This is a genomic window from Prauserella flavalba (genome assembly GCF_003202235.1).
Classification (GTDB): Bacteria; Actinomycetota; Actinomycetes; order Mycobacteriales; family Pseudonocardiaceae; genus Prauserella_A; species Prauserella_A flavalba.
In genome coordinates this window covers 31,136-49,081 of record NZ_MASU01000021.1, presented here as the reverse complement: position 1 = coordinate 49,081, position 17,946 = coordinate 31,136, and the positions used below count along the sequence as shown (strand labels likewise).

The following is a 17,946-nucleotide window of genomic DNA, read 5'->3' as shown; positions in this document are numbered from 1 at the left end:
GAAGGCTTCGCCATGGAGCACACAGCGGTGAGTCCACTGGCGGCCATGTCGAGGGCCGCGGAGGACCCGACCGGCTACGTCGAGCAGTGGAAGGCGAGGACCGGAGGGCGCGCGATCGCCGCGTTCCCCATGAACTTCCCGGCTGAGATCGCCCACGCGGCAGGCCTGTTGCCCGTGATCGTGCAAGAGGACCGCAATCCGATCACGCTGGGCAACAACCTCCTGAGCGAGTTCAACTGTGGCTACTCCCGCAACCTCGCCGACCAGGCCGCCACGGGCCGCCTCGACGCCTACGACGGCTTCTTCATGGCCGACCACTGCATCCAGCTCATCGGCGCCGCCGACGTGATCCGCGAGCTCACCGCCGGCCGGCGGTTCTACTTCGGTCAGCTCATCTCCTCGATGAACGACCCGTGGACGACCGACCAGGCCCGGCTCACGATGACCGACTTCGTCGACGAGCTGTCGTCCTTCGCCGGCGTCCAGATCACCGACGAGCGGCTCCGCGAGAGCATCAAGACCTACAACCGTGGTCGCAGGCTGCTGCGCGCTCTGTACGAGCAGCGACGCTCTGGAGACTCGCGGTTCACCTCGGGCGAGCTGCAGACCATGGTGAAGTCGAGCATGGTCATGCAGCGCGAGGAACATAACGCGCTTCTGGAGGAGTTGGTCGCGCAGTCCTCGGCCGCGCCGCGTGACGACCGTGTCCGGGTCCACCTCTCCGGGCACTTCTGTCATGCGCCCAAGCCGGAGCTGCTGGAGGTGATCGAGGAAAGCGGCGGCATCGTGGTGGACGACGACCTCTTCCACGGCGCCCGCTACATCTCGACGGACGCGGACGAGTCCGGCTCGCCCGTCGACGCTCTCGTGGGCCAGTACCTCGACCGCAACGTCAACATCCCCTGTCCCACTCGTGCCCAGTCCGATGTCGACTGGGACACCTACCTTCTGAACGCAGTGCATTCCAGCGGCGCCGAAGTGGTGATCTCGCTGCTCGTCAAGTACTGCGAACCGCACATGCTCTACCTCCCCGAACTCCGCAAGGCGCTCGAAGCGAAGGGGATCCCCCACCTGCTCCTGGAAACCGAGCACGAGGGGATGCCGCTCGAGACCATGCGCACGCGGATCGAGGCGATGTTCGAACAGGCCAAGCGCAGCAGGACGCTCACGCGGGTGCCGACTGCCTGACGCGGGTGCGACCCCGCACGGAAGGGAACACGATGGCGAGTCTGCTCGAAGACAAGTCCAACCGGCTCAGGATGACGGGCCGCGGCGGCGAACTGGTCGGCGCGTACTGGGACGAGCTGTTCACCGCGCGGGAGCGTGGCGCCCAGGTCGTCTGGTACAACGGCCACGCGCTCAACCCGCTGTTCCAAGCGGCCGGAATCTCGTGGTGCCACGGCGAGGCCTTCTCCGCTCGGCTGGCGGCTCAGCACCTCGAGGGCCCGGCACAGCTCGCGGGGGAGGAGTACGGCTACGTGAACGAGCTGTGCTCCTACTCGCGCACGCACCTGGGGTGTGCGGTCCTCACCAATGATTTCGGCGAGAGCGAGACGGGCATCGTCGACACGGTGGACCAACGGGAGCTCGCGAGCCGTCTCCCGGAGCCCGACTTCTTCGTCAACGGCTACCAGGGCTGTAGCACCGGGCAGCAGTGGGACCAGATGTCCTACCGGATCCTCGGCAAGAAGGTCCCGATCTTCACGCTCTCGCTGCCGTACATGTTCGGCAGCAAACCGGATGCGGGCTACCTCGTCGGCGAGGAGTGGGAGACAGCCACCGACTATGTGGTGGACCAGCTCGAGAAACTGATCGAGTTCCTCGAGGTTCAGACCGGGCGGCCCTTCGACCACGACAAGCTCGGCGAGATCATGAGCTACATCAAGGCCGCCTCGCAGCTGCGCCGGGAAGCCATGGCGCTCTGCATGGCCAAGCCAGCCCCCGCGACGTACTGGGACTGGGTCGCGAGCATCGCGCACATCAACTTCATGCCTGCCGAGCAGCGCCTCATCGACTACTTCCAGGGCGTCAAGGACGAGGTCGCCGACCGGCTCGCCAGCGGTGTCGCCGGCGTGGCCGACGAACGGTACCGCCTGTACTTTGACGGGATCATGAACTGGAACAAGCTCGGCTGGCTTGCCAGGAAGTTCGCCGACGCCGATGCTGCCGTGATCTGCGGGCGCTACACCCACCAGAACTTCTGGCAGGAACCTCAGCTGATCGATCCGGAGAACCCGTTGCGGGGACTGGCGCAGCATTACCTGCTGTGTTCCAACAGTCAGGGATTCAAGACGCTGAAGCAGGCGATGACCAAGGACTGTGACGACTACGGGATCGACGGGGTCATCTTCCACGCGTCGCGTACCTGCCGGGCTTACACCAACCACCAGCACCTGCTCGCCCGCGTCGCCGAGAACCAGCTCGGGATTCCGACGGCCTTCTTCGAAGGCGACATCGCCGACGCGGCCTTCTACAAGGATGAAATCCTGGAGACGCGCCTCGCCGCGTTGCTGGAGACGATCGATGCCAAGCGGGCGCGAAACTGACCCGGCCGGGACGGTGCGTCCCGGCGGATGCGGTCAGGGTAGGTAGCGGAGAAGGAGTGCTGATGAGCGCCTACGTCGTGGGCATGGACCTGGGGTCTACGTCGGCTGAGTGCGTGGTGATCGACGAGCGGCGCGAGATCGTCGCGACCGCGGTCGTCGAGACCGGCACGGTCAGCCGGAAGGGGCTTCAGCGCGCCATCGACGAGGCCTTCGGCGAAGCCGGGATCGAGCGCGACCTGGTGCGGGCCGTCGCCGCCACCGGCTACGGGCGACGACTCGTTCCGGGCGGCGCCGACTTCGTCTTCACCGAGATCAGTGCGCACGCCCGGGGCGTCGCGGCGCTGTTCCCGGGGGTGCGGCTCGTGGTGGACATCGGCGGCCAGGACACCAAAGCGATCCAGGTCGACGAGGCAGGGCGGGTCGAACGCTTCGCGATGAACGATCGGTGCGCAAGCGGTACCGGTCGCTTCTACGAGGGCCTCGCCCACGCGCTCGAAACCGACATCGAGTCCCTCGGCGAGTTCGCGAGCAGGGGGAAGGCGGATCTCGAGATCAGCAGCCTGTGCGCAACCTTCGCGGTCACGGAGGTGATCGCTCTGCTCGCCAAGGGACATGATCCCGCCGATATCGCGGCCTCGGTCCACCATGCGGCCGCCGCTCGCACCCTCGGGCTGATCGGTCAGGTCGGCAAGGCCTCGCCGGTCGCCCTGACCGGTGGCGTCGCACGAAACGCGGCGGTGGTCCACTCCTTGTCAGAGGCGTTGGGTGAGGAACTTCTGATTCCGGAGAACCCCCAGATCACCGGTGCCTACGGTGCGGCACTGCTCGCGGCCGAGTCGCTCGACGGAGGCTCGCAGCCGGACCAGAACGCGACTGCCCCGGCTCCTCCCCATGACCACGGCGGATCAGGATCATGCGCTGACTGCGCCGGTAGCAAGACAGAGTCGAGTGTCACCATGTTGACGTTGACAGCGCCGTCTGGTCGCGTGGTCTAGGGGAGAGGGAAGAAACAGATGTCCATGGAACGTGACACAGACCAGCAGGCCACCACGGTCCGGACGTTCGTGCAGCTGCCCCATATCGAGGTTCCGAAGGCCTCGGACGTGCTGGCGGACACGCTGCGCGAGCGCATCCTCTCCGGTGACTTCCCCGAGGACACGGCCCTGCCACCGGAGCGGGACCTGGTCACGCAGGCGCAGATGAGCCGCACGACGGTGCGCGAGGCGCTGCGCATCCTCGAGGCACAGGGATTCGTCAGGCTCAAGACCGGACGGGCCGGCGGTGCGTTCGTCCGCCTGCCGGGTGAGGAGTCGGTCGCCAGCACGGTCAGCATGTTCATCAAGGGCCGTCGGATTCGCATGGAAACGCTGCTCGAGACACGCGAGACGATCGAGCCCATGCTCGCGCAGTTGGCGGCGAGGCGGCGCACGGATGCCGATCTCGAGCGCATCGACGCGGCGAACGCCGCCATGGCGCGGTCGGCCGGCTCGCTGGCGGACTTCTTGCAGGCCAACGTCGACTGGCACGTCGGGGTTGCCGAGGCCAGCCACAACGAGCTACTCGTCGGCCTGATGTCGGCGCTGTCGAAGGCGATCTACCTGTCGACCGAGAACCGCAGCTTCGTCGACGAGAACGTCCGCAAGGCGACGGCCCGCGCGCACGAGGCGGTCACCCAGGCGATCAGGGACCAGGACGAGGCTGCCGCCGCTCGTCGCATGAGCAAGCACGTGCACGCGTACGCCTCGGCCGTCAAGCTCGTCGAGGACCGGGTCGAGATCGACGTCCCTGCCGACTGAGCCAGGCTCGGGCGCAGGGGCGCTGGTCAGCGGATTCAGCTCGTCTGACCTGGGACAGCTGTGTCCAAAATCATGGTCAGACCAAATTCAAGGAGTCGTTCTGGAACGCGTTGTCGATGTCGTGTCGTTCGAGGTGGAGCGGGGCAAGGTGCGGGAGTTCGCGCGGGCGACCTTCGCCGAGGATCCCGTCTACACCGATCGGGAGGTCGCCGTGGCCAGGGGGCACGCCGACGTCGTCGCAACCCCGACGTACGTCGTCGTGAGCCTCCACTATCGCGACCAGCGTGAGTGGGTCGCTCAGCTCGGACTCGACATCGGGCGCGTGGTGGTGGGCTCCGTCCGCTGGACCTACCGGCGCCCGATGGTCGTCGGCGACATGATCGTCGGAACACGACGCGTGGTGAAGGACGAGCGGAAGCCGGGGTCGGGCGGCGATTTGCGGGTGCTGACGTTGGAGACCGACTTCGTCGACGCGACCGGGCAGATCGTCGCGACGGAGGAAGATGTCGTGATCGAGAGGCCGAGCACGTGAGCGGATCGTTCGTCGTGGAAACGGGACAGAAGTTGCCCGAGCGGATCCTGGGACCCCTCACACAGGCCGACGTTCTACGGTTCGCCGGGGCGTGCGGGGACTTCAACCCCCTCCACTACGACACGGAGCTGGCCAGGCGCGCGGGCTTCGACGCCCCCATCGCGATGGGGCAGATGACGGCGGGCATCGTCGCCGCGTGGATCGCCGACTGGTGCGGTGTCGAGCGGCTCGCCGACTTCGAGGTCCGCTTCGTGGCGCCCGTACTGGTCGGCGACACGATCACGTTGACAGGGGAGATCGCCGACGTGGCGTCCGGCGACGACGGCCGTGAGGTCGCCAGGCTCACCGTCGTCGCGGCCAAAGGCGAGACGGTCGTGCTGAAGGGACGTGCCTCAGCGGTCCTCGCGCCCGCCATGCCTGGTTGAGAGGTGTGGCTTTCGCAGGGGCCGAGAACGACATCAGGAATGGAGTCGGCAATGTTGCCAGCGACATCGTCGGGGAGCTCGCGGCTCTCCCACTGGACCAGTGACGAAGAGCCTCTGTTGACCACCACGGTGGGAGAGCTGCTGCGTCGGGTCGCCGCCGAGGTGCCCGATCGCGTTGCCCTTGTCGACGGGAGCGCGCCCCTCGAGACCCGGCGCCGGTGGACGTACGCCGAGCTGCTCACGGCCGCCGAACGGGTAGCAGGCAACCTCCTCGAGCGCTTCGACACCGGTGAGCGTGTCGCCGTGTGGGGAAGCAACTCGCCGGAGTGGATCATCACCCAGTTGGGAGCGGCTCTGGCCGGGGTGGTGCTCGTGGCCGTTGACCCGGCGTATCGGACCTCGGAGCTCGCCTACATCCTGGGGCAGTCGAACGCGGCGGGGATCGTCCACGACGACACCGGCCGGGGCTTCTCCAGGGCCGAAGTCATCGCGGAGCTACGACCGAACCTGCCCGAGCTTCGTGAGGTGCTCGATCTTCTGGGGCCCGATCTGCTCGGGAAGGAGCCGCCGGCGGTGGCTTTGCCACGGCTCGATCCGACGTCGACCGTGCAGATCCAGTACACATCTGGAACCACCGGGTTCCCGAAAGGCGCGGAGCTCCATCACCTCGCGGTCGTCAACACGTCGTTCTACTGCGCCCGCCGGGCGGGGTTCGCGGATGGCGGTGTGTGGGCCAACATGCTGCCGCTCTCCCACATCGCGGGTTGTATCACCGCGACGATCGGACCGCTGTCGCACCGCGGCACGGTCGTGATCCTGAACCGCTTCGATCCCGCACAGGTCCTCCAGACCATTGAAGAAGAGCAGTGCACCCTTACTCTCGCCGTTCCCACCATGCTGATCGCGATGCTGGAGGATCCCGACTTCGGCAACCGTGACCTCGGAACCCTCCGTGCGGTCATCTCCGGTGCCGCCACCGTGCCGGTGGAACTCGTCGAGCGGGTCAAGAACGCCTTCGACTGCGGGTTCTCGATCGTGTACGGCATGACGGAGGGGCCCATCGTCCTGCAGACCCACCTCACGGATTCCCCTCAGGACCAGTCGGAGACGATCGGTCAGCCGCAGGCGAATGTCGAGCTCGCCATCGTCGATCCACACACGCACGAGTTCCTGCCATGCGGCAATCCCGGTGAGATCTGGATCCGTGCCTACTCGGTCATGAACGGCTACTACCGCAATCCGGAGGCCACGCGGGCAACAGTCACCGAAGACGGTTGGCTGCGTACTGGTGATCTGGCCACAATGGACGAACGTGGTTTCGTCCGGATCACCGGCCGGCTCAAGGACATGATCATCAGAGGTGGGGAGAACCTCTACGCGCGGGAGATCGAGGAGCTCGTGTTCACTCATCCTGCGGTGGCCGATGTCGCGGTCATCGGCGTCCCCGACGAGAAGTTGGGGGAGATCGTTGCCGCCGTGGTCAGGGTGAGGGACGGGGGACGGCTGCCGGTGGAGGAGCTCTATGAGTACTGCGCCGATCGCTTGGCCTACGCCAAGGTTCCCGTGTTGTGGGCGGCGGTGGATCAGTTCCCGCTGACACCGTCGGGCAAGATCCGGAAACACGTGCTTCGAGCGCAGGTCGTCGAGGGCGCGATCCCGGTCGTCCCGGTCGAGGTGCGCGAAGGTGTGCGTTATGCGCGCGACGCGGCCGTGCGTGGGGCGTGACGATGGGTGGACCTCTGTGTGGCGTGCGAGTCGTCGAGCTTGCGGGCATGGGGCCGGGCCCGCATGCGGCGATGCTCCTCGCCGATCTCGGCGCCGATGTTGTCCGCGTGGAGCGCCCGGGTGGTGACGCGACAGTGCTCTTGCCTCCGGAGCAGGATTTCGTGCTACGCGGTCGGCGGTCGGTCACCGCGGACCTCAAGTCAGCCGAAGGGCGTGAGCTGGTGGATGCTCTCGTCCGGCGTGCCGACGTGCTCATCGAGGGATTCCGTCCCGGTGTCATGGCCCGGCTCGGGTTCGGCCCCGAGGACTGCCTGGCTCTGAATCCGCGCCTGATCTACGCGAGCGTGACCGGCTGGGGGCAGGACGGGCCGCTGGCCGAGCGGGCGGGCCACGACATCAACTACCTCGCCGTTTCGGGCGTTCTGCACGCGATCGGCCGGGCCGGGGGCCCACCGGTGCCACCACTCAACCTGGTCGGTGACCTCGGCGGCGGCTCGATGTTCCTCGCTCTCGGAGTCCTGGCGGCCCTGCTGGAACGCGGGCGATCCGGGAAGGGGCAGGTCGTGGATGCCGCGATCGTCGACGGCAGCAGTCTGCTGATGCAGATGGTCTGGGGTCTTCACGAGGCGGGGTTATGGTCTCTGGAGAGGGGCACGAACGTCGTCGACACGGGCGCACCGTTCTACGACACCTACGAGTGCAGGGACGGTCGCTACGTGGCGGTCGGTGCGGTCGAGCCCGCCTTCTACGCACAGTTGCTCATGGTCCTCGGCCTGGACTCTTCGGCACTGCCGGACCAGCTCGACCGCTCCGGCTGGCCGCGCTTGCGCACAGTGCTCGCGGAGGCGTTTCTGGCGCGGACCCGGGACGAGTGGGCCGAGGCCTTCGCCGACACAGACGCCTGCGTCTCGCCGGTCCTGGACCTCGATGAGGCTGCGGCACACCCACAACTCGTCGCCCGGAGCACGGTGTCCGATCCGGGCAACGGTCGCCAGGCCATGCCCGCGCCGCGATTCTCCCGCAGCAGGCCGGGCACGCCGAGCAATCCGCCGGTTCCGGGGCAGGACACGGCCAGTGTGCGGGCAGAGTGGGACGCCGCTGACAATCCCTCGGTCCGCTGACACAGGATGGGGAGGCCAGGTGCGCTGCCACGTCGAAAACCGTCCGGTTGCCAGTGCTAGCAGCAGATCCGTAAGGGCCGTCGACTCCACCCCGATCGAATGCGCCCGCTCCCGGCGGAGGCGCCAAACGCTCGAACCTCGCCGGCTGGGCGGGCTACAGCTACTGCCCGTCGCACTCCCGGTTCTTCTGGGGCCGCGCCTGCACCTGGTCTGCACCCCGGCAGGGCTGCCGGTCACCTGGGCCTTGGCCGACCCCAAACTCGACGAACGACAAGTCCTGATGGCCGTTCTCGACCACGACCCGACCCTCACCGCGCAGCGCCCCGGGCTGTCGATGCCCCCGTTTGGCGGGCACGTTGGGTGTGGGGTCAGGTGCCCTGCGGGGGCGGGCATAAATGTGTCTCATAGTCGATGGGGCTGAGCATTCCAATACTGGAATGGCGCTGCCGGGGATTATACCAGCATTCTACCCACTCGAAGATCGCATTGGCAAGCTGGCCCCGTGTTTCCCATGATCGTGTGTCGAGTAGTTCGAGTTGCATAGTTCCCCAGAACGACTCCATTCATTGAATTGTCATAGCGGTCACCGACCGTACCCATCGAGCCGAGCAACCCGGCGTCGCGCAACCGTTTCCCGAAAGCCCACGATGTAAATTGCGTGCCGTGATCGGAATGCAGAATCGTTGATTCGGGCTTGGGGTTTCTGCGGAGCATTGCCATGCCGAGTGCGTCGGTGACGAGTCCCGTTGTCTGCTGCTCGCCCAGGGATCAGCCGATGATGCGGCGAGAATAGGCATCTAGCTGTACCCGGCCAGGACGTTGGTAGCGGCGAGCCTGGTTGAACGGGCGAGAACCTCCGGATGGGATGTGGCTTGTCTAAGGCCCACTCCGACCCGGAGGTTCTCGTGTCCCACGGTAGTGCCCGGCTGGCCGTGCATGGTCGTCGACTGATCGTTCAACGCCACGAAGCAGGCTGGCCACAGGCCCACATCGCCGCCGCGATGGGCGTTTCTCGTCAGTGTGTGAAGACCTGGATCGACCGTTATGCGGTCGAGGGCGAAGCCGGTCTGGTCACGCGCTCGTCGCGGCCGCACACGATGCCCACCAGGACCTGCGATGAGGTCGAGCAGAAAGTCCTGGCTGCCCGCGCCGAGCATCGTGAGGGCCCCGACGTCCTGGGCCCGAAGGTCGGGGTGCCCGCGCTGCCGCTGATCGCGCAGGAACGCTGACGCAACGGAAGTCAGCCGCTGGCCGCCTGGATCACACCCTCGATGGCCTGGCTGATGCGCTGGGCCGCGTGGACGGGGTCGTCGGGCTGGCCTGCGTCGAGCCAGGCGATGGCGGCTTCAAGGGTCAGCGCCGGGACCAGCTGGGTGGCCCACTGCTGCCACGGGCCGGCGGGGATCGCCTCGCGGAGGTGGCGGTGGGCGATCTCCGCCGACGCCGAGCGGACGCTGTCGACCACGTCGCGGAACTCCGGTTCGCGGGCGGCGTGGCGGAACAGCAGCCGGAAGGCCTCCGGGTCGGCTGCGGCGGCGCGCAGCAGTGCGGGGATGGCGTTGTCGTCGAACTCGCCGGTGCTGGGGCCGACGTCCTGGCTGAGCCGGGCGCAAGCACGGTCGAGAACTGCCAAGTACAGCTCGGCTTTCGACGCGAAGTGCCGGTAGAGGATCACGTGGGTCACGCCCGCTTCCGCGGCGACGTCGTCCAGGCCGGTCGCGGCGTAGCCGCTGCGGGCGAAGGCACGGGTGGCGGCGTCGAGGAGCTGTTCGCGCCGCTGCGCCCGCGGGAGGCGCTTCACGGCCGGGGAGTCGGTGGCCATCTTTCCCTCCTCTTGTTCACAGCAGCTTAGACGCGCAGCTTGTTTAAGTTACCTTGTACAATACATATGAACATCATGGAGGTGTGCGATGGACGTTCTCGCCGAGTTACCGTTCGAGCAGACGGGACCCCTGGCCAGTGCACCGCGGCTGCGCGAACTGTGTGCGCAGGGCGCGATCCACCGGGTGCGCACCGCGGTGGGGGACGAGGCCTGGCTGGTCACCGGCCACGCCCAGGTCCGGGCCCTGCTCGACGACGACCGCCTCGGCCGCGCCCACCGCGCCCCGGACACCGCGGCCCGGACCGGGAAGTCGGCGCTGTTCGGCGGACCCCAGGGCAACTTCGACACCGAGCACGCCGACCACGCCCGGATGCGCGCCCTGCTGCAGCCACACTTCTCGCCCAAGCACCTGCGCGGCTTGCGGCCCAGAGTGGAGGAGCTGACCACCCGGCTGCTCGACGGGCTGGCCGAGCAGGGACCACCGGCGGACCTGCACGCCGCACTGGCGGTCCCGCTGCCCATCCTGGTGATCTGCGAACTGCTCGGCGTGCCCTACGAAGACCGTGACCAGTTCCGCGCCTGGACCGCCGATGCCGCCAACATCCACGACCGCGCCCGCTCCGAGCGCGGCCTCGGCGAGTTGTTCGGCTACGGCCGGGAACTGGTCGCCCGCAAACGCAACGAGCCCGGCGACGACGTGATCTCCCGGCTGTGCGCGACCGACGGCGTCTCCGACGACGAGGCCGCCATGCTGTCCATGGCGCTGCTGTTCGCCGGGCACGAGACCACCGTGGTCCAGATCGGCCTCGGCGCCCTGCACCTGCTCGCCAACCCAGAGCAGTGGCGGAAACTGGTGGCCGACCCAGGACTGGTGACCAACGCCGTCGAGGAAATGCTGCGAGCACCGGGCAAAGGCGGTGGCGGCATCCCGCGCTACGCCCGCACCGACCTCGACATCGACGGCCACACCGTCCGCGCTGGTGACCTCGTCCTGCTCGACAACGGAGCGGCGAACCACGATCCCGCGGTGTTCCCGGACCCTGATCGCGTCGACATCACCCGCGCGGCCGGGGCGCACCTGAGCTTCGGGCGCGGTGCGCGGTACTGCATCGGCGCCCCGCTGGCCCGCCTGGAACTCCACGCGGTCTTCACTCAGCTGGCCACCCGGTTCCCGGGACTGCGCTTGGCCGTCGATGTTGAGGAGTTGCGTATGCGCCACGACGTGCTGACCGGTGGACTGGTCGAACTCCCGGTGCGATGGTGACCACCATGAGCGGCCGGCCGATCCGCCACCCCGTCTTCGCCCGGCTCTACCCGGTGCTGGCCAAAGCGATGGAACGCAGCTCACGAATGGGTTGCGCGAACTAGCAACTAGTTCGCTGTCAGTGGAAGTCGCGTGAGGGTGTGGCGAGTTGGCGCATGTCGAGCGGGGTGAGTTGGTCGGCGACGAGGTTGATGGCGCCGTTGCCGGTTTCGAGGACGCCGCGCACGAGTAGCGCGGGAGCGGCGCGCACGGCGTGCCGGTATTTGCGGCGCAAGCCTTGGGAGACGACGACGTTGACCATGCCGGTTTCGTCTTCGAGGTTGAGGAAGGTGACCCCGCCGGCGGTGTGCGGGGATTGCCGGTGGGTGACGGCGCCGCCGACCTGAATTCGTGTCCCGGACGGCACCTGCCGCAGCGTCCCGGTGGGCAGGGCGCCGAGCTGGTCGAGTTGGGCGCGCAGCATCTCGACGGGGTGCCGGTTGGGGGTGATGCCGGTGGCCCAGATGTCGGCGGCCATCAGCTCCCAGGCGTTCATTCCGGGTAGCGATTGTGGTGGGACGGTGGTGGTGCTGGTGCCGGGGAGCATGCCCGGTCGGTGACGGGCGGCTTCGCCTGCCGACCACAGCGCCGCGGTACGCGAGGTTTCGAGGCCGCGGTAGGCGCCGGCGGTGGCGAGGGCTTCCATCTGCGGGCGGGTCAGGTTCACGCGGTGGCCGAGGTCGGCGACGCTGCCGTAGGGGCCGCCGCGGTGGCGGTCGTCGACGATTAGTGCGGCGGGCTCGTCGCCGAGGGTGCGTACCGAGCCGAGGCCGAGCCGGACGGCGTGCCCGCCGGTGGAGTCGGGGTCGGGTTCGAGGGTGGCGTGGACCAGGCTGGCGTTGAGGTCGACGCCGTGGACGCGGACGCCGTGGCGGCGGGCGTCGGCGACCAGGGACTGCGGGGAGTAGAAGCCCATCGGCTGCGCCCGTAGTAGTGCGGCGCAGAACGCGGCCGGGTGGTAGCGCTTCAGCCAGGCGGACACGAACACCAGGTGCGCGAACGACAGCGCGTGGGACATGGGGAAGCCGTAGTCGGAGAAGGCGGCCATCTGCGCGAACAGCCGCTCGGCGTCCGCGCCGACCAGGCCGTTGGCGGCCGCGCCCTCGAGGAAGCGCTGCCGGAGGCGCTCCATTTTGCGGTGGCTCCGTTTGGAGCCCATCGCCCGGCGCAGGGAGTCGGCCTCGGCCGCGGTGAATCCGGCGACGTCGATCGCGAGCTGCATGACCTGTTCCTGGAACAGGATCACCCCGTAGGTGCGGTCCAGGGCGCCGGCCATCGCGGGGTGCAGGTGCTGCCAGGGTTCACCGTCGCGGCGGCGCAGGTAGGGGTGCACGGCGCCGCCCTGGATAGGGCCGGGCCGGATCAACGCCACCTCCACCGCCAGATCCCACATGTCCCGCGGCTTCAGGCGGGGCAGGGTGGCCATCTGCGCCCGCGACTCGACCTGGAACACCCCGACACTGTCGGCCTCGCAGAGCATGTCGTAGACCCGGGGATCGTCGAGGGGCAGTTTCGCGATGTCGACCGCGATGCCCTCGATCGCGTAGTGGATGGCCGAGAGCATGCCCAGGCCGAGGAGGTCGATCTTGACCAGGCCGGCGTCGGCGCAGTCGTCCTTGTCCCACTGCAGCACGGTCCGGTTCTCCATCCGGGCGTGCTCGACCGGGCACACCTCGCTGACCGGGCGGTCGCAGATCACCATCCCGCCAGAGTGGATCCCGAGGTGGCGGGGCGCGCCCTCGAAAGCCGCGGCAAGACCGAGCACGTCCCGGGGGATGTCGTGCTCCGGGTCGGGTTCGGCGGCCGCGCCGGCCACGGTGGACCAGGGGTCGACGGTCTTGGACCAGGCGTCGATCTGCCCGATCGAGTAGCCCAGGGCGCGGGCGGCGTCACGCACCGCGGAGCGGGCCCGGTAGGTGATCACGTTGGCCACCTGGGCGGCGTGGCGGCGCCCGTAGCGCTGGTAGACGTGCTGGATGACCTGTTCGCGGGTGTCGGACTCGATGTCCAGGTCGATGTCGGGGTAGCCGTCCCGCTCCGGCGACAGGAATCGCTCGAACAGCAGCCCCCACTGGACGGGGTCGCAGTTGGTGATCCCGAGCGCGTAACAGACCGCGGAGTTCGCGGCCGACCCTCGGCCCTGCACGAGGATGCTGTGGCGGCGGCAGAAGTCGGCGATCTCCCACACGATCAGGAAATAGCCCGGGAACCCGAGCTGCTCGATCACCGCCAGCTCGTGCTCCAGCTGCCGGTACGCCTGCCGTGCGGATTCTGGTGGGCCGTAGCGCTCGGCCGCGCCCCGCAGCGTGAGCTCGCGCAACCAGCTGGCCTCCGTGTGCCCGTCGGGTACGGGGAAGGGCAGCAGGTCCGGGGCGATCAGGTCGAGGTCCAGGGCGAGCTCGACGCCGAGCAGGGCGGCGTTCTGCACGGTGCCGGGCCATCGGTCGAACCAGTACCGCATCTCGGTGCCGGATTTGAGGTGGGCCACGCCGGCGGCGTGCTGGTAGCCCTCCATCTCGGCCAGCGACCGCCGGGCCCGCACCGCCGACATCGCCTGCGCCAGATACACCCGGCGGGGATGGTGGTAGTGCGCCGCGGTGGTCGCCACGACCGGCAGGCGCAGTTCGCCAGCCAATCCGTGCAGGACATCGTTGCGGGTGGAGTCCAGCGGCCCGGCGTGGGTGGTGAGCTCGACCGCGACGTGCTCGGCGCCGAACTGGGCTACCAGCCGCTCCAGTGCGGTGCGGGCGGGCTCGGGGTGCTCGGCCTGTTCGCCGAGCGCGCGGCGCACGGCGCCGTGGCGGCAGCCGGTCAGTACCAGGACGTGCCCGGCGAGCTCGCCCACCACCTCGTCCAGGTCGTAGACCGGGCGGCCCTTCTCCCCGCCGCGCAGGTGCGCCGAGGAGATCACCCGGCACAACCGCGCATACCCCTCGGCGCCGCGGGCGAGCACGAGCAGGTGCTCGCCGCCGGGGTCGGTCGGCCCGGAACGCTCACCGGGGCGGTCGAGGTTGAGCTCGGCGCCGTAGACGATCCGCACCCCCAGCTCCCGCCCCGCGTTCGCGGCCCGCACCGCACCGTAAAGACCGTCGTGATCGGTGATCGCCAACGCATCCAAACCCAGCCGGGCGGCCTCCTCCACCAGCTCCTCCGGGTGGCTGGCACCGTCCAGGAAGGAGACGTTCGAATGCACGTGCAGCTCCGCATACGGCACCCGCGCGACGTCGGAGGGATCGTCCGGGCCCCGGCGCGGGCCAAGGAGATCATCTGGGGGCACGTAGCCGTCCCGGGACTGCCGCGACGTCGGACTGTCATGCCCATCAGCCGAGGTCAGCACCCGGCCCGACAGCCTGCCCTCCAGCGCGGTCCAGCTGGACCCGTGACCGCTGGTGAACGCCACGTCACTCGCTCCCTTCCCGCAGAACGCCGAGACGTGCCCATGCCAGGGGGAAGCTGACACAATTCGAACACCTATTCGAATGATAGGCGGTCGGTTGAAGGGTTGCCGTCTTGGCGCAAGGGTGATCCGGGGCAGGCCACACTAGAGGGTTTCGTTTTTTTCGTTTAGACCGGTCATTGGAGGTCGTTAAAGGTGGCACAGCGATCAGGGAGGGGTCTGATGACTGCCGCGATTGAGCAGCACACGGTGTTCCCGGCCGGGCCCGCCGAGCTCGAGCCACTTCTGCAGGCACTCCATGTGGAGCAGCCTGGCCGTCGGCACGACCGGTCGGAGCCGCACGAGCAGGACACTGCGGAGCTGGTGGGCCCGGACGGTACCCGTGTGCCTCTGCCGCATGAGGTGTACGAGGTGTTGCAGCAGGTGGTGGCCGCGATGGCACAGGGCCAGGCCATCAACATCGTGCCGCGCAACGCCGTGCTGACCACGCAGGAAGCCGCGGACATGCTCAACGTGTCTCGGCGCGATCCGGACGAGGTGGTCAAAGAGGCGTCGGACCTTCTGCTCGCCGCGTGTGACGGGATCGGCGCCGACCTGCTCGCCGCGGGCGTGTGCGCCGGGGGATGGGTCGATCCGCGGAGCGGTACCGTGCGTTCGCATCCGGTGCTGGGGTGGACCGACGTGTCGATGCGTGGCATCGCTGCCGTAGTGGACGTTCCGATGTTCTTCGATTCCAGCGCGCACCGTCGTGAGAAGCCGCGAGAACGTCGAGGCGGTGCCCACGGGTCCTCCGGACGACGAGGGCCATTTCTCCATCACCATGTGACCAGCTTCAACTCGTCGCCACCAGGTTGGCCTCTGCTCCTGCGGATACACCACGGCCTTGACCGCCGTCTTGTCACGGGTGGAAACGGTGAGCGCTTGTTCGACGTCGGCGAGGCCGAACCGGTGGGTGACCAGTCGGTCGAGGTCGACCGCGCCGGAAGCGGAGAGCGCGATGGCCGTCGGCCAGGTGTTGGCGTATCGGAACGTGCCGGTGAGTTCGATCTCGAAGTTCTGCACGTGCGCCAGCCGCAGTGTCAGTGCTTTGGGCATGCCGGAGCACTCCAGCAGGACATCGGGTTCGTATCCGGCCGTGGTCAGCGAGGCCTGCCGAACGTCGATGGTTCCGGTAGCGCCCAATGGTGCCGCCAGCGCGAGGCGGTGCGCCGGCATCGGCGCCATCTCCAAGCTGCGTCAACGGACCTTTCCGTCCCGGGTGACGTTTCGGTAACCGGCTTCGACGATGTCGTGATCGGCCGCCACGTCTTCCCGGCACTCACCACCGCGACGAACTCGGCACGCGCGCCTGGGCACTCCCGCACGACTCCCCCAACGGCCGTCCGCCAGGCGACAACGCGATCCTGCTGCAGGCCACACTGCAGAAACGGCAGTCAACCGGTCCTGCGCAAGGACGACCGGCATCGGAGGAGAATAAGCGGGGTGCCAGCGGCGCCGCCGCGTGGGTGCTCTCCGCTCGTTCTCCGCTCATGGCGACATCCTCTGCTGCGCGATCACCGCGCGCAGTTCCTCGCGATCGCTGGGACTTGTCAGTCCTAACGAGACGGAAGGTCGCCGCGCCGGCGAAGGCGGAACCGATGTCGTCGATGGCTTCCACCTTCGCTGGCGACCTCAGTGGACTCTTGATGACCGACCTCCCGGTCAGGCCGCAACGGCAGATTTCCCGCCGACGGCTCATTGTCCGGTGTGGAGGTCGACGTCCCTGGTTTCGGGGCCCCAGAGTGCCGCAGCGAGAACCAGTACGGCGCCGAGGAACAACAGGACCGCTCCGGTGTAGTTGAACGGCATGATCGTGCCGAGGCCCGCTTGGTAGAAGGCGTAGAACGACGGCAGGACCACCGCGAGGCTGTAGGCGAGTCCGTAGCCGGAGGCTCGCACGGAGGTGGGGAATCGCTCGTTGATGTAGGCGGGCAGGACTGCCCACGGGCTCACGACGAGGAGTACGAGGGCTATCGTCGCGATGACGGCGAGGACCGAGTTGGTGGCGCCGTATCGCACCAATGCGAGATACACGACGGTCGCGACCGTGGCCATCGCGGCGCTCGCCAGGACGAGGAATCGCCGTCGGCCGATCCGCTGGCTCAGCACAGCTGCGGCGATGTCCACCACCGCCAGTAGGAGGTAGGCCACCACCAGCACGAGTGTGACCGACCGGCTGGACATGCCGAGGCCGTTCTTGCCGAGCAGCAGGGGCAGCGAGGCGGCGATCGGCTGGAGTGAGAGCCAGAAGCCGGTCATGAGCACGAAAACCTGGAAGAAACTCACGGCGTTGGTTCCGGTGAACAGCTGTTTGAGCGGGGAGCCCGTGCGGGTCGCCTTGGTGAACACGGCCGACTCTTCAACCGTTTTCCGGTAGTACAGCACCAGTACGAAGGACAGCACGGCGCCGATCACGAACGGGATCCGCCAGCCCCACTGCGCGTACGCACTGTCCACGCCCTGTGAGGGCATGATCAGCAACAGCACCAGGGTGATGATCGAGACGGCGGCGTAGGCGAGCGGGAACCCGGTGTTGATGATTCCGCTGTACAGGCCACGTTTCTCGCGCGGTGCGGCTTCCATCGCCAGCGGGTTCGCTCCGGTGTACTCGCCGCCGAGGAAGACGCCGGCCAGCAGCCGCAGCAGAATGAAGAGCACGACGCTGAGGATGCCGAGCTGGTGGTAGCCGGGCAGTACCGCGATGGCGAGCGTGACCACGCCGGCGCCGGTCATCGCCACGATCGTGGCCCGTCGGCGGCCCACGGTGTCGGCGATCCGGCCGAAGATGGCCGCGCCGATCGGCCGGCCGACCAGTGTGGCCGCGAAGATGCAGCCGCTCACGATGCCGACTCCGGCCGTGCCGAGCCCTGGGGAGATGAAGTAGGCGATCGCTGGGGCGAGCGCGATGATCGGCAGGTAGATGTCGAACAGGTCGACGAAGAACCCGAGCCAGGCGCCGATCAAGGCCTTCCGGGAACGGTCACCGGAGCGCGTGGGGGAGGGGTTCCGCGTAGTGGTCAGGGCGTCATCCTGCGTAGCCATGAGGCACCTCGTGACTGATGAGTGGCGGCGCCGGGAGGACCGGCGAGGTCCGCCGATATGGGGTTCGCTCAGGCATGCGCGGCCGGGCGAACGCTCTGCGCGGTGAAAGCGGCAGGTCACGCCGCGTGCGACTCAATGATTGTGTCTTGTGTCACCGATGTCAAGAGGGTGACATCGCTTTTTCGCAAAGGTGGTGTC

The 17,946-nt window shown here is 68.0% G+C and carries 15 protein-coding genes and 1 pseudogene; 11 read left to right on the top strand and 5 right to left on the bottom strand.

What is annotated here, in order from left to right:
- Positions 1-12: 12 nt before the first annotated feature.
- The 9 genes and pseudogenes from BA062_RS36035 to BA062_RS40840 all read left to right on the top strand — a co-directional run.
- Positions 13-1,188, top strand: coding sequence for a 2-hydroxyacyl-CoA dehydratase subunit D (locus BA062_RS36035; RefSeq protein WP_110343626.1), 1,176 nt, complete (start codon positions 13-15; stop codon positions 1,186-1,188).
- Between the two features lie 32 nt (positions 1,189-1,220).
- Positions 1,221-2,546 (top strand): 2-hydroxyacyl-CoA dehydratase subunit D, encoded by a 1,326-nt coding sequence (locus BA062_RS36030; protein ID WP_110343625.1) that lies wholly within the window; start codon positions 1,221-1,223, stop codon positions 2,544-2,546.
- Between the two features lie 62 nt (positions 2,547-2,608).
- Positions 2,609-3,541 carry an acyl-CoA dehydratase activase gene (locus tag BA062_RS36025; protein ID WP_110343624.1) on the top strand — a complete coding sequence of 311 codons (933 nt, stop codon included), beginning with the start codon at positions 2,609-2,611 and terminating at the stop codon, positions 3,539-3,541.
- Positions 3,542-3,565: 24 nt separating this feature from the next.
- Positions 3,566-4,342 carry a FadR/GntR family transcriptional regulator gene (locus BA062_RS36020; RefSeq protein ID WP_110343655.1) on the top strand — a complete coding sequence of 259 codons (777 nt, stop codon included), beginning with the start codon at positions 3,566-3,568 and terminating at the stop codon, positions 4,340-4,342.
- Positions 4,343-4,463: 121 nt separating this feature from the next.
- Positions 4,464-4,874: an FAS1-like dehydratase domain-containing protein gene (locus BA062_RS36015; protein WP_245960184.1), complete on the top strand. Its 411-nt coding sequence runs from the start codon at positions 4,464-4,466 to the stop codon at positions 4,872-4,874.
- On the top strand, positions 4,871-5,299 hold the full coding sequence (locus tag BA062_RS36010) for a MaoC family dehydratase (RefSeq protein WP_110343622.1): 429 nt from the start codon (positions 4,871-4,873) through the stop codon (positions 5,297-5,299). The genes BA062_RS36015 and BA062_RS36010 overlap by 4 nt, the downstream gene beginning before the upstream one ends.
- Before the next feature lie 117 nt (positions 5,300-5,416).
- A complete protein-coding gene (locus BA062_RS36005; RefSeq protein WP_245960183.1) occupies positions 5,417-7,024 on the top strand; it encodes an AMP-binding protein in 1,608 nt (535 codons plus the stop codon).
- Positions 7,025-7,026: 2 nt separating this feature from the next.
- Positions 7,027-8,145, top strand: a complete 1,119-nt coding sequence (locus BA062_RS36000) for a CaiB/BaiF CoA transferase family protein (protein WP_110343654.1) — start codon at positions 7,027-7,029, stop codon at positions 8,143-8,145.
- A 70-nt stretch (positions 8,146-8,215) separates the two neighbouring features.
- A pseudogene (locus BA062_RS40840) lies at positions 8,216-8,446 on the top strand (IS982 family transposase); the annotation flags it as partial.
- Between the two features lie 67 nt (positions 8,447-8,513).
- On the opposite strand, the gene BA062_RS41485 reads toward BA062_RS40840, so the two are convergent.
- Positions 8,514-8,708, bottom strand: coding sequence for an IS3 family transposase (locus BA062_RS41485; RefSeq protein WP_110343620.1), 195 nt, complete (start codon positions 8,706-8,708; stop codon positions 8,514-8,516).
- A gap of 297 nt (positions 8,709-9,005) precedes the next feature.
- Between BA062_RS41485 and BA062_RS35985 the strand changes: the two genes are divergently transcribed.
- Positions 9,006-9,374, top strand: coding sequence for a helix-turn-helix domain-containing protein (locus BA062_RS35985; protein ID WP_245960182.1), 369 nt, complete (start codon positions 9,006-9,008; stop codon positions 9,372-9,374).
- A gap of 11 nt (positions 9,375-9,385) precedes the next feature.
- Here the strand turns inward: BA062_RS35985 and BA062_RS35980 are convergent, their stop codons facing one another.
- The gene (locus BA062_RS35980) at positions 9,386-9,967 is read right to left on the bottom strand and encodes a TetR/AcrR family transcriptional regulator (protein ID WP_110343619.1); all 582 of its coding nucleotides are present in this window, start codon (positions 9,965-9,967) and stop codon (positions 9,386-9,388) included.
- Between the two features lie 88 nt (positions 9,968-10,055).
- Between BA062_RS35980 and BA062_RS35975 the strand changes: the two genes are divergently transcribed.
- Positions 10,056-11,231, top strand: coding sequence for a cytochrome P450 (locus BA062_RS35975; protein WP_110343618.1), 1,176 nt, complete (start codon positions 10,056-10,058; stop codon positions 11,229-11,231).
- 118 nt (positions 11,232-11,349) lie between these two features.
- On the opposite strand, the gene BA062_RS35970 is transcribed toward BA062_RS35975, so the two are convergent.
- From BA062_RS35970 to BA062_RS35960, 3 genes are all read right to left on the bottom strand, one after another.
- Positions 11,350-14,670: an error-prone DNA polymerase gene (locus BA062_RS35970; RefSeq protein WP_110343617.1), complete on the bottom strand. Its 3,321-nt coding sequence runs from the start codon at positions 14,668-14,670 to the stop codon at positions 11,350-11,352.
- Positions 14,671-14,874: 204 nt separating this feature from the next.
- The gene (locus BA062_RS40835) at positions 14,875-15,882 is read right to left on the bottom strand and encodes an MDR/zinc-dependent alcohol dehydrogenase-like family protein (protein ID WP_245960181.1); all 1,008 of its coding nucleotides are present in this window, start codon (positions 15,880-15,882) and stop codon (positions 14,875-14,877) included.
- Between the two features lie 519 nt (positions 15,883-16,401).
- Positions 16,402-17,748, bottom strand: coding sequence for an MFS transporter (locus BA062_RS35960; RefSeq protein ID WP_110343616.1), 1,347 nt, complete (start codon positions 17,746-17,748; stop codon positions 16,402-16,404).
- Positions 17,749-17,946: the final 198 nt, after the last annotated feature.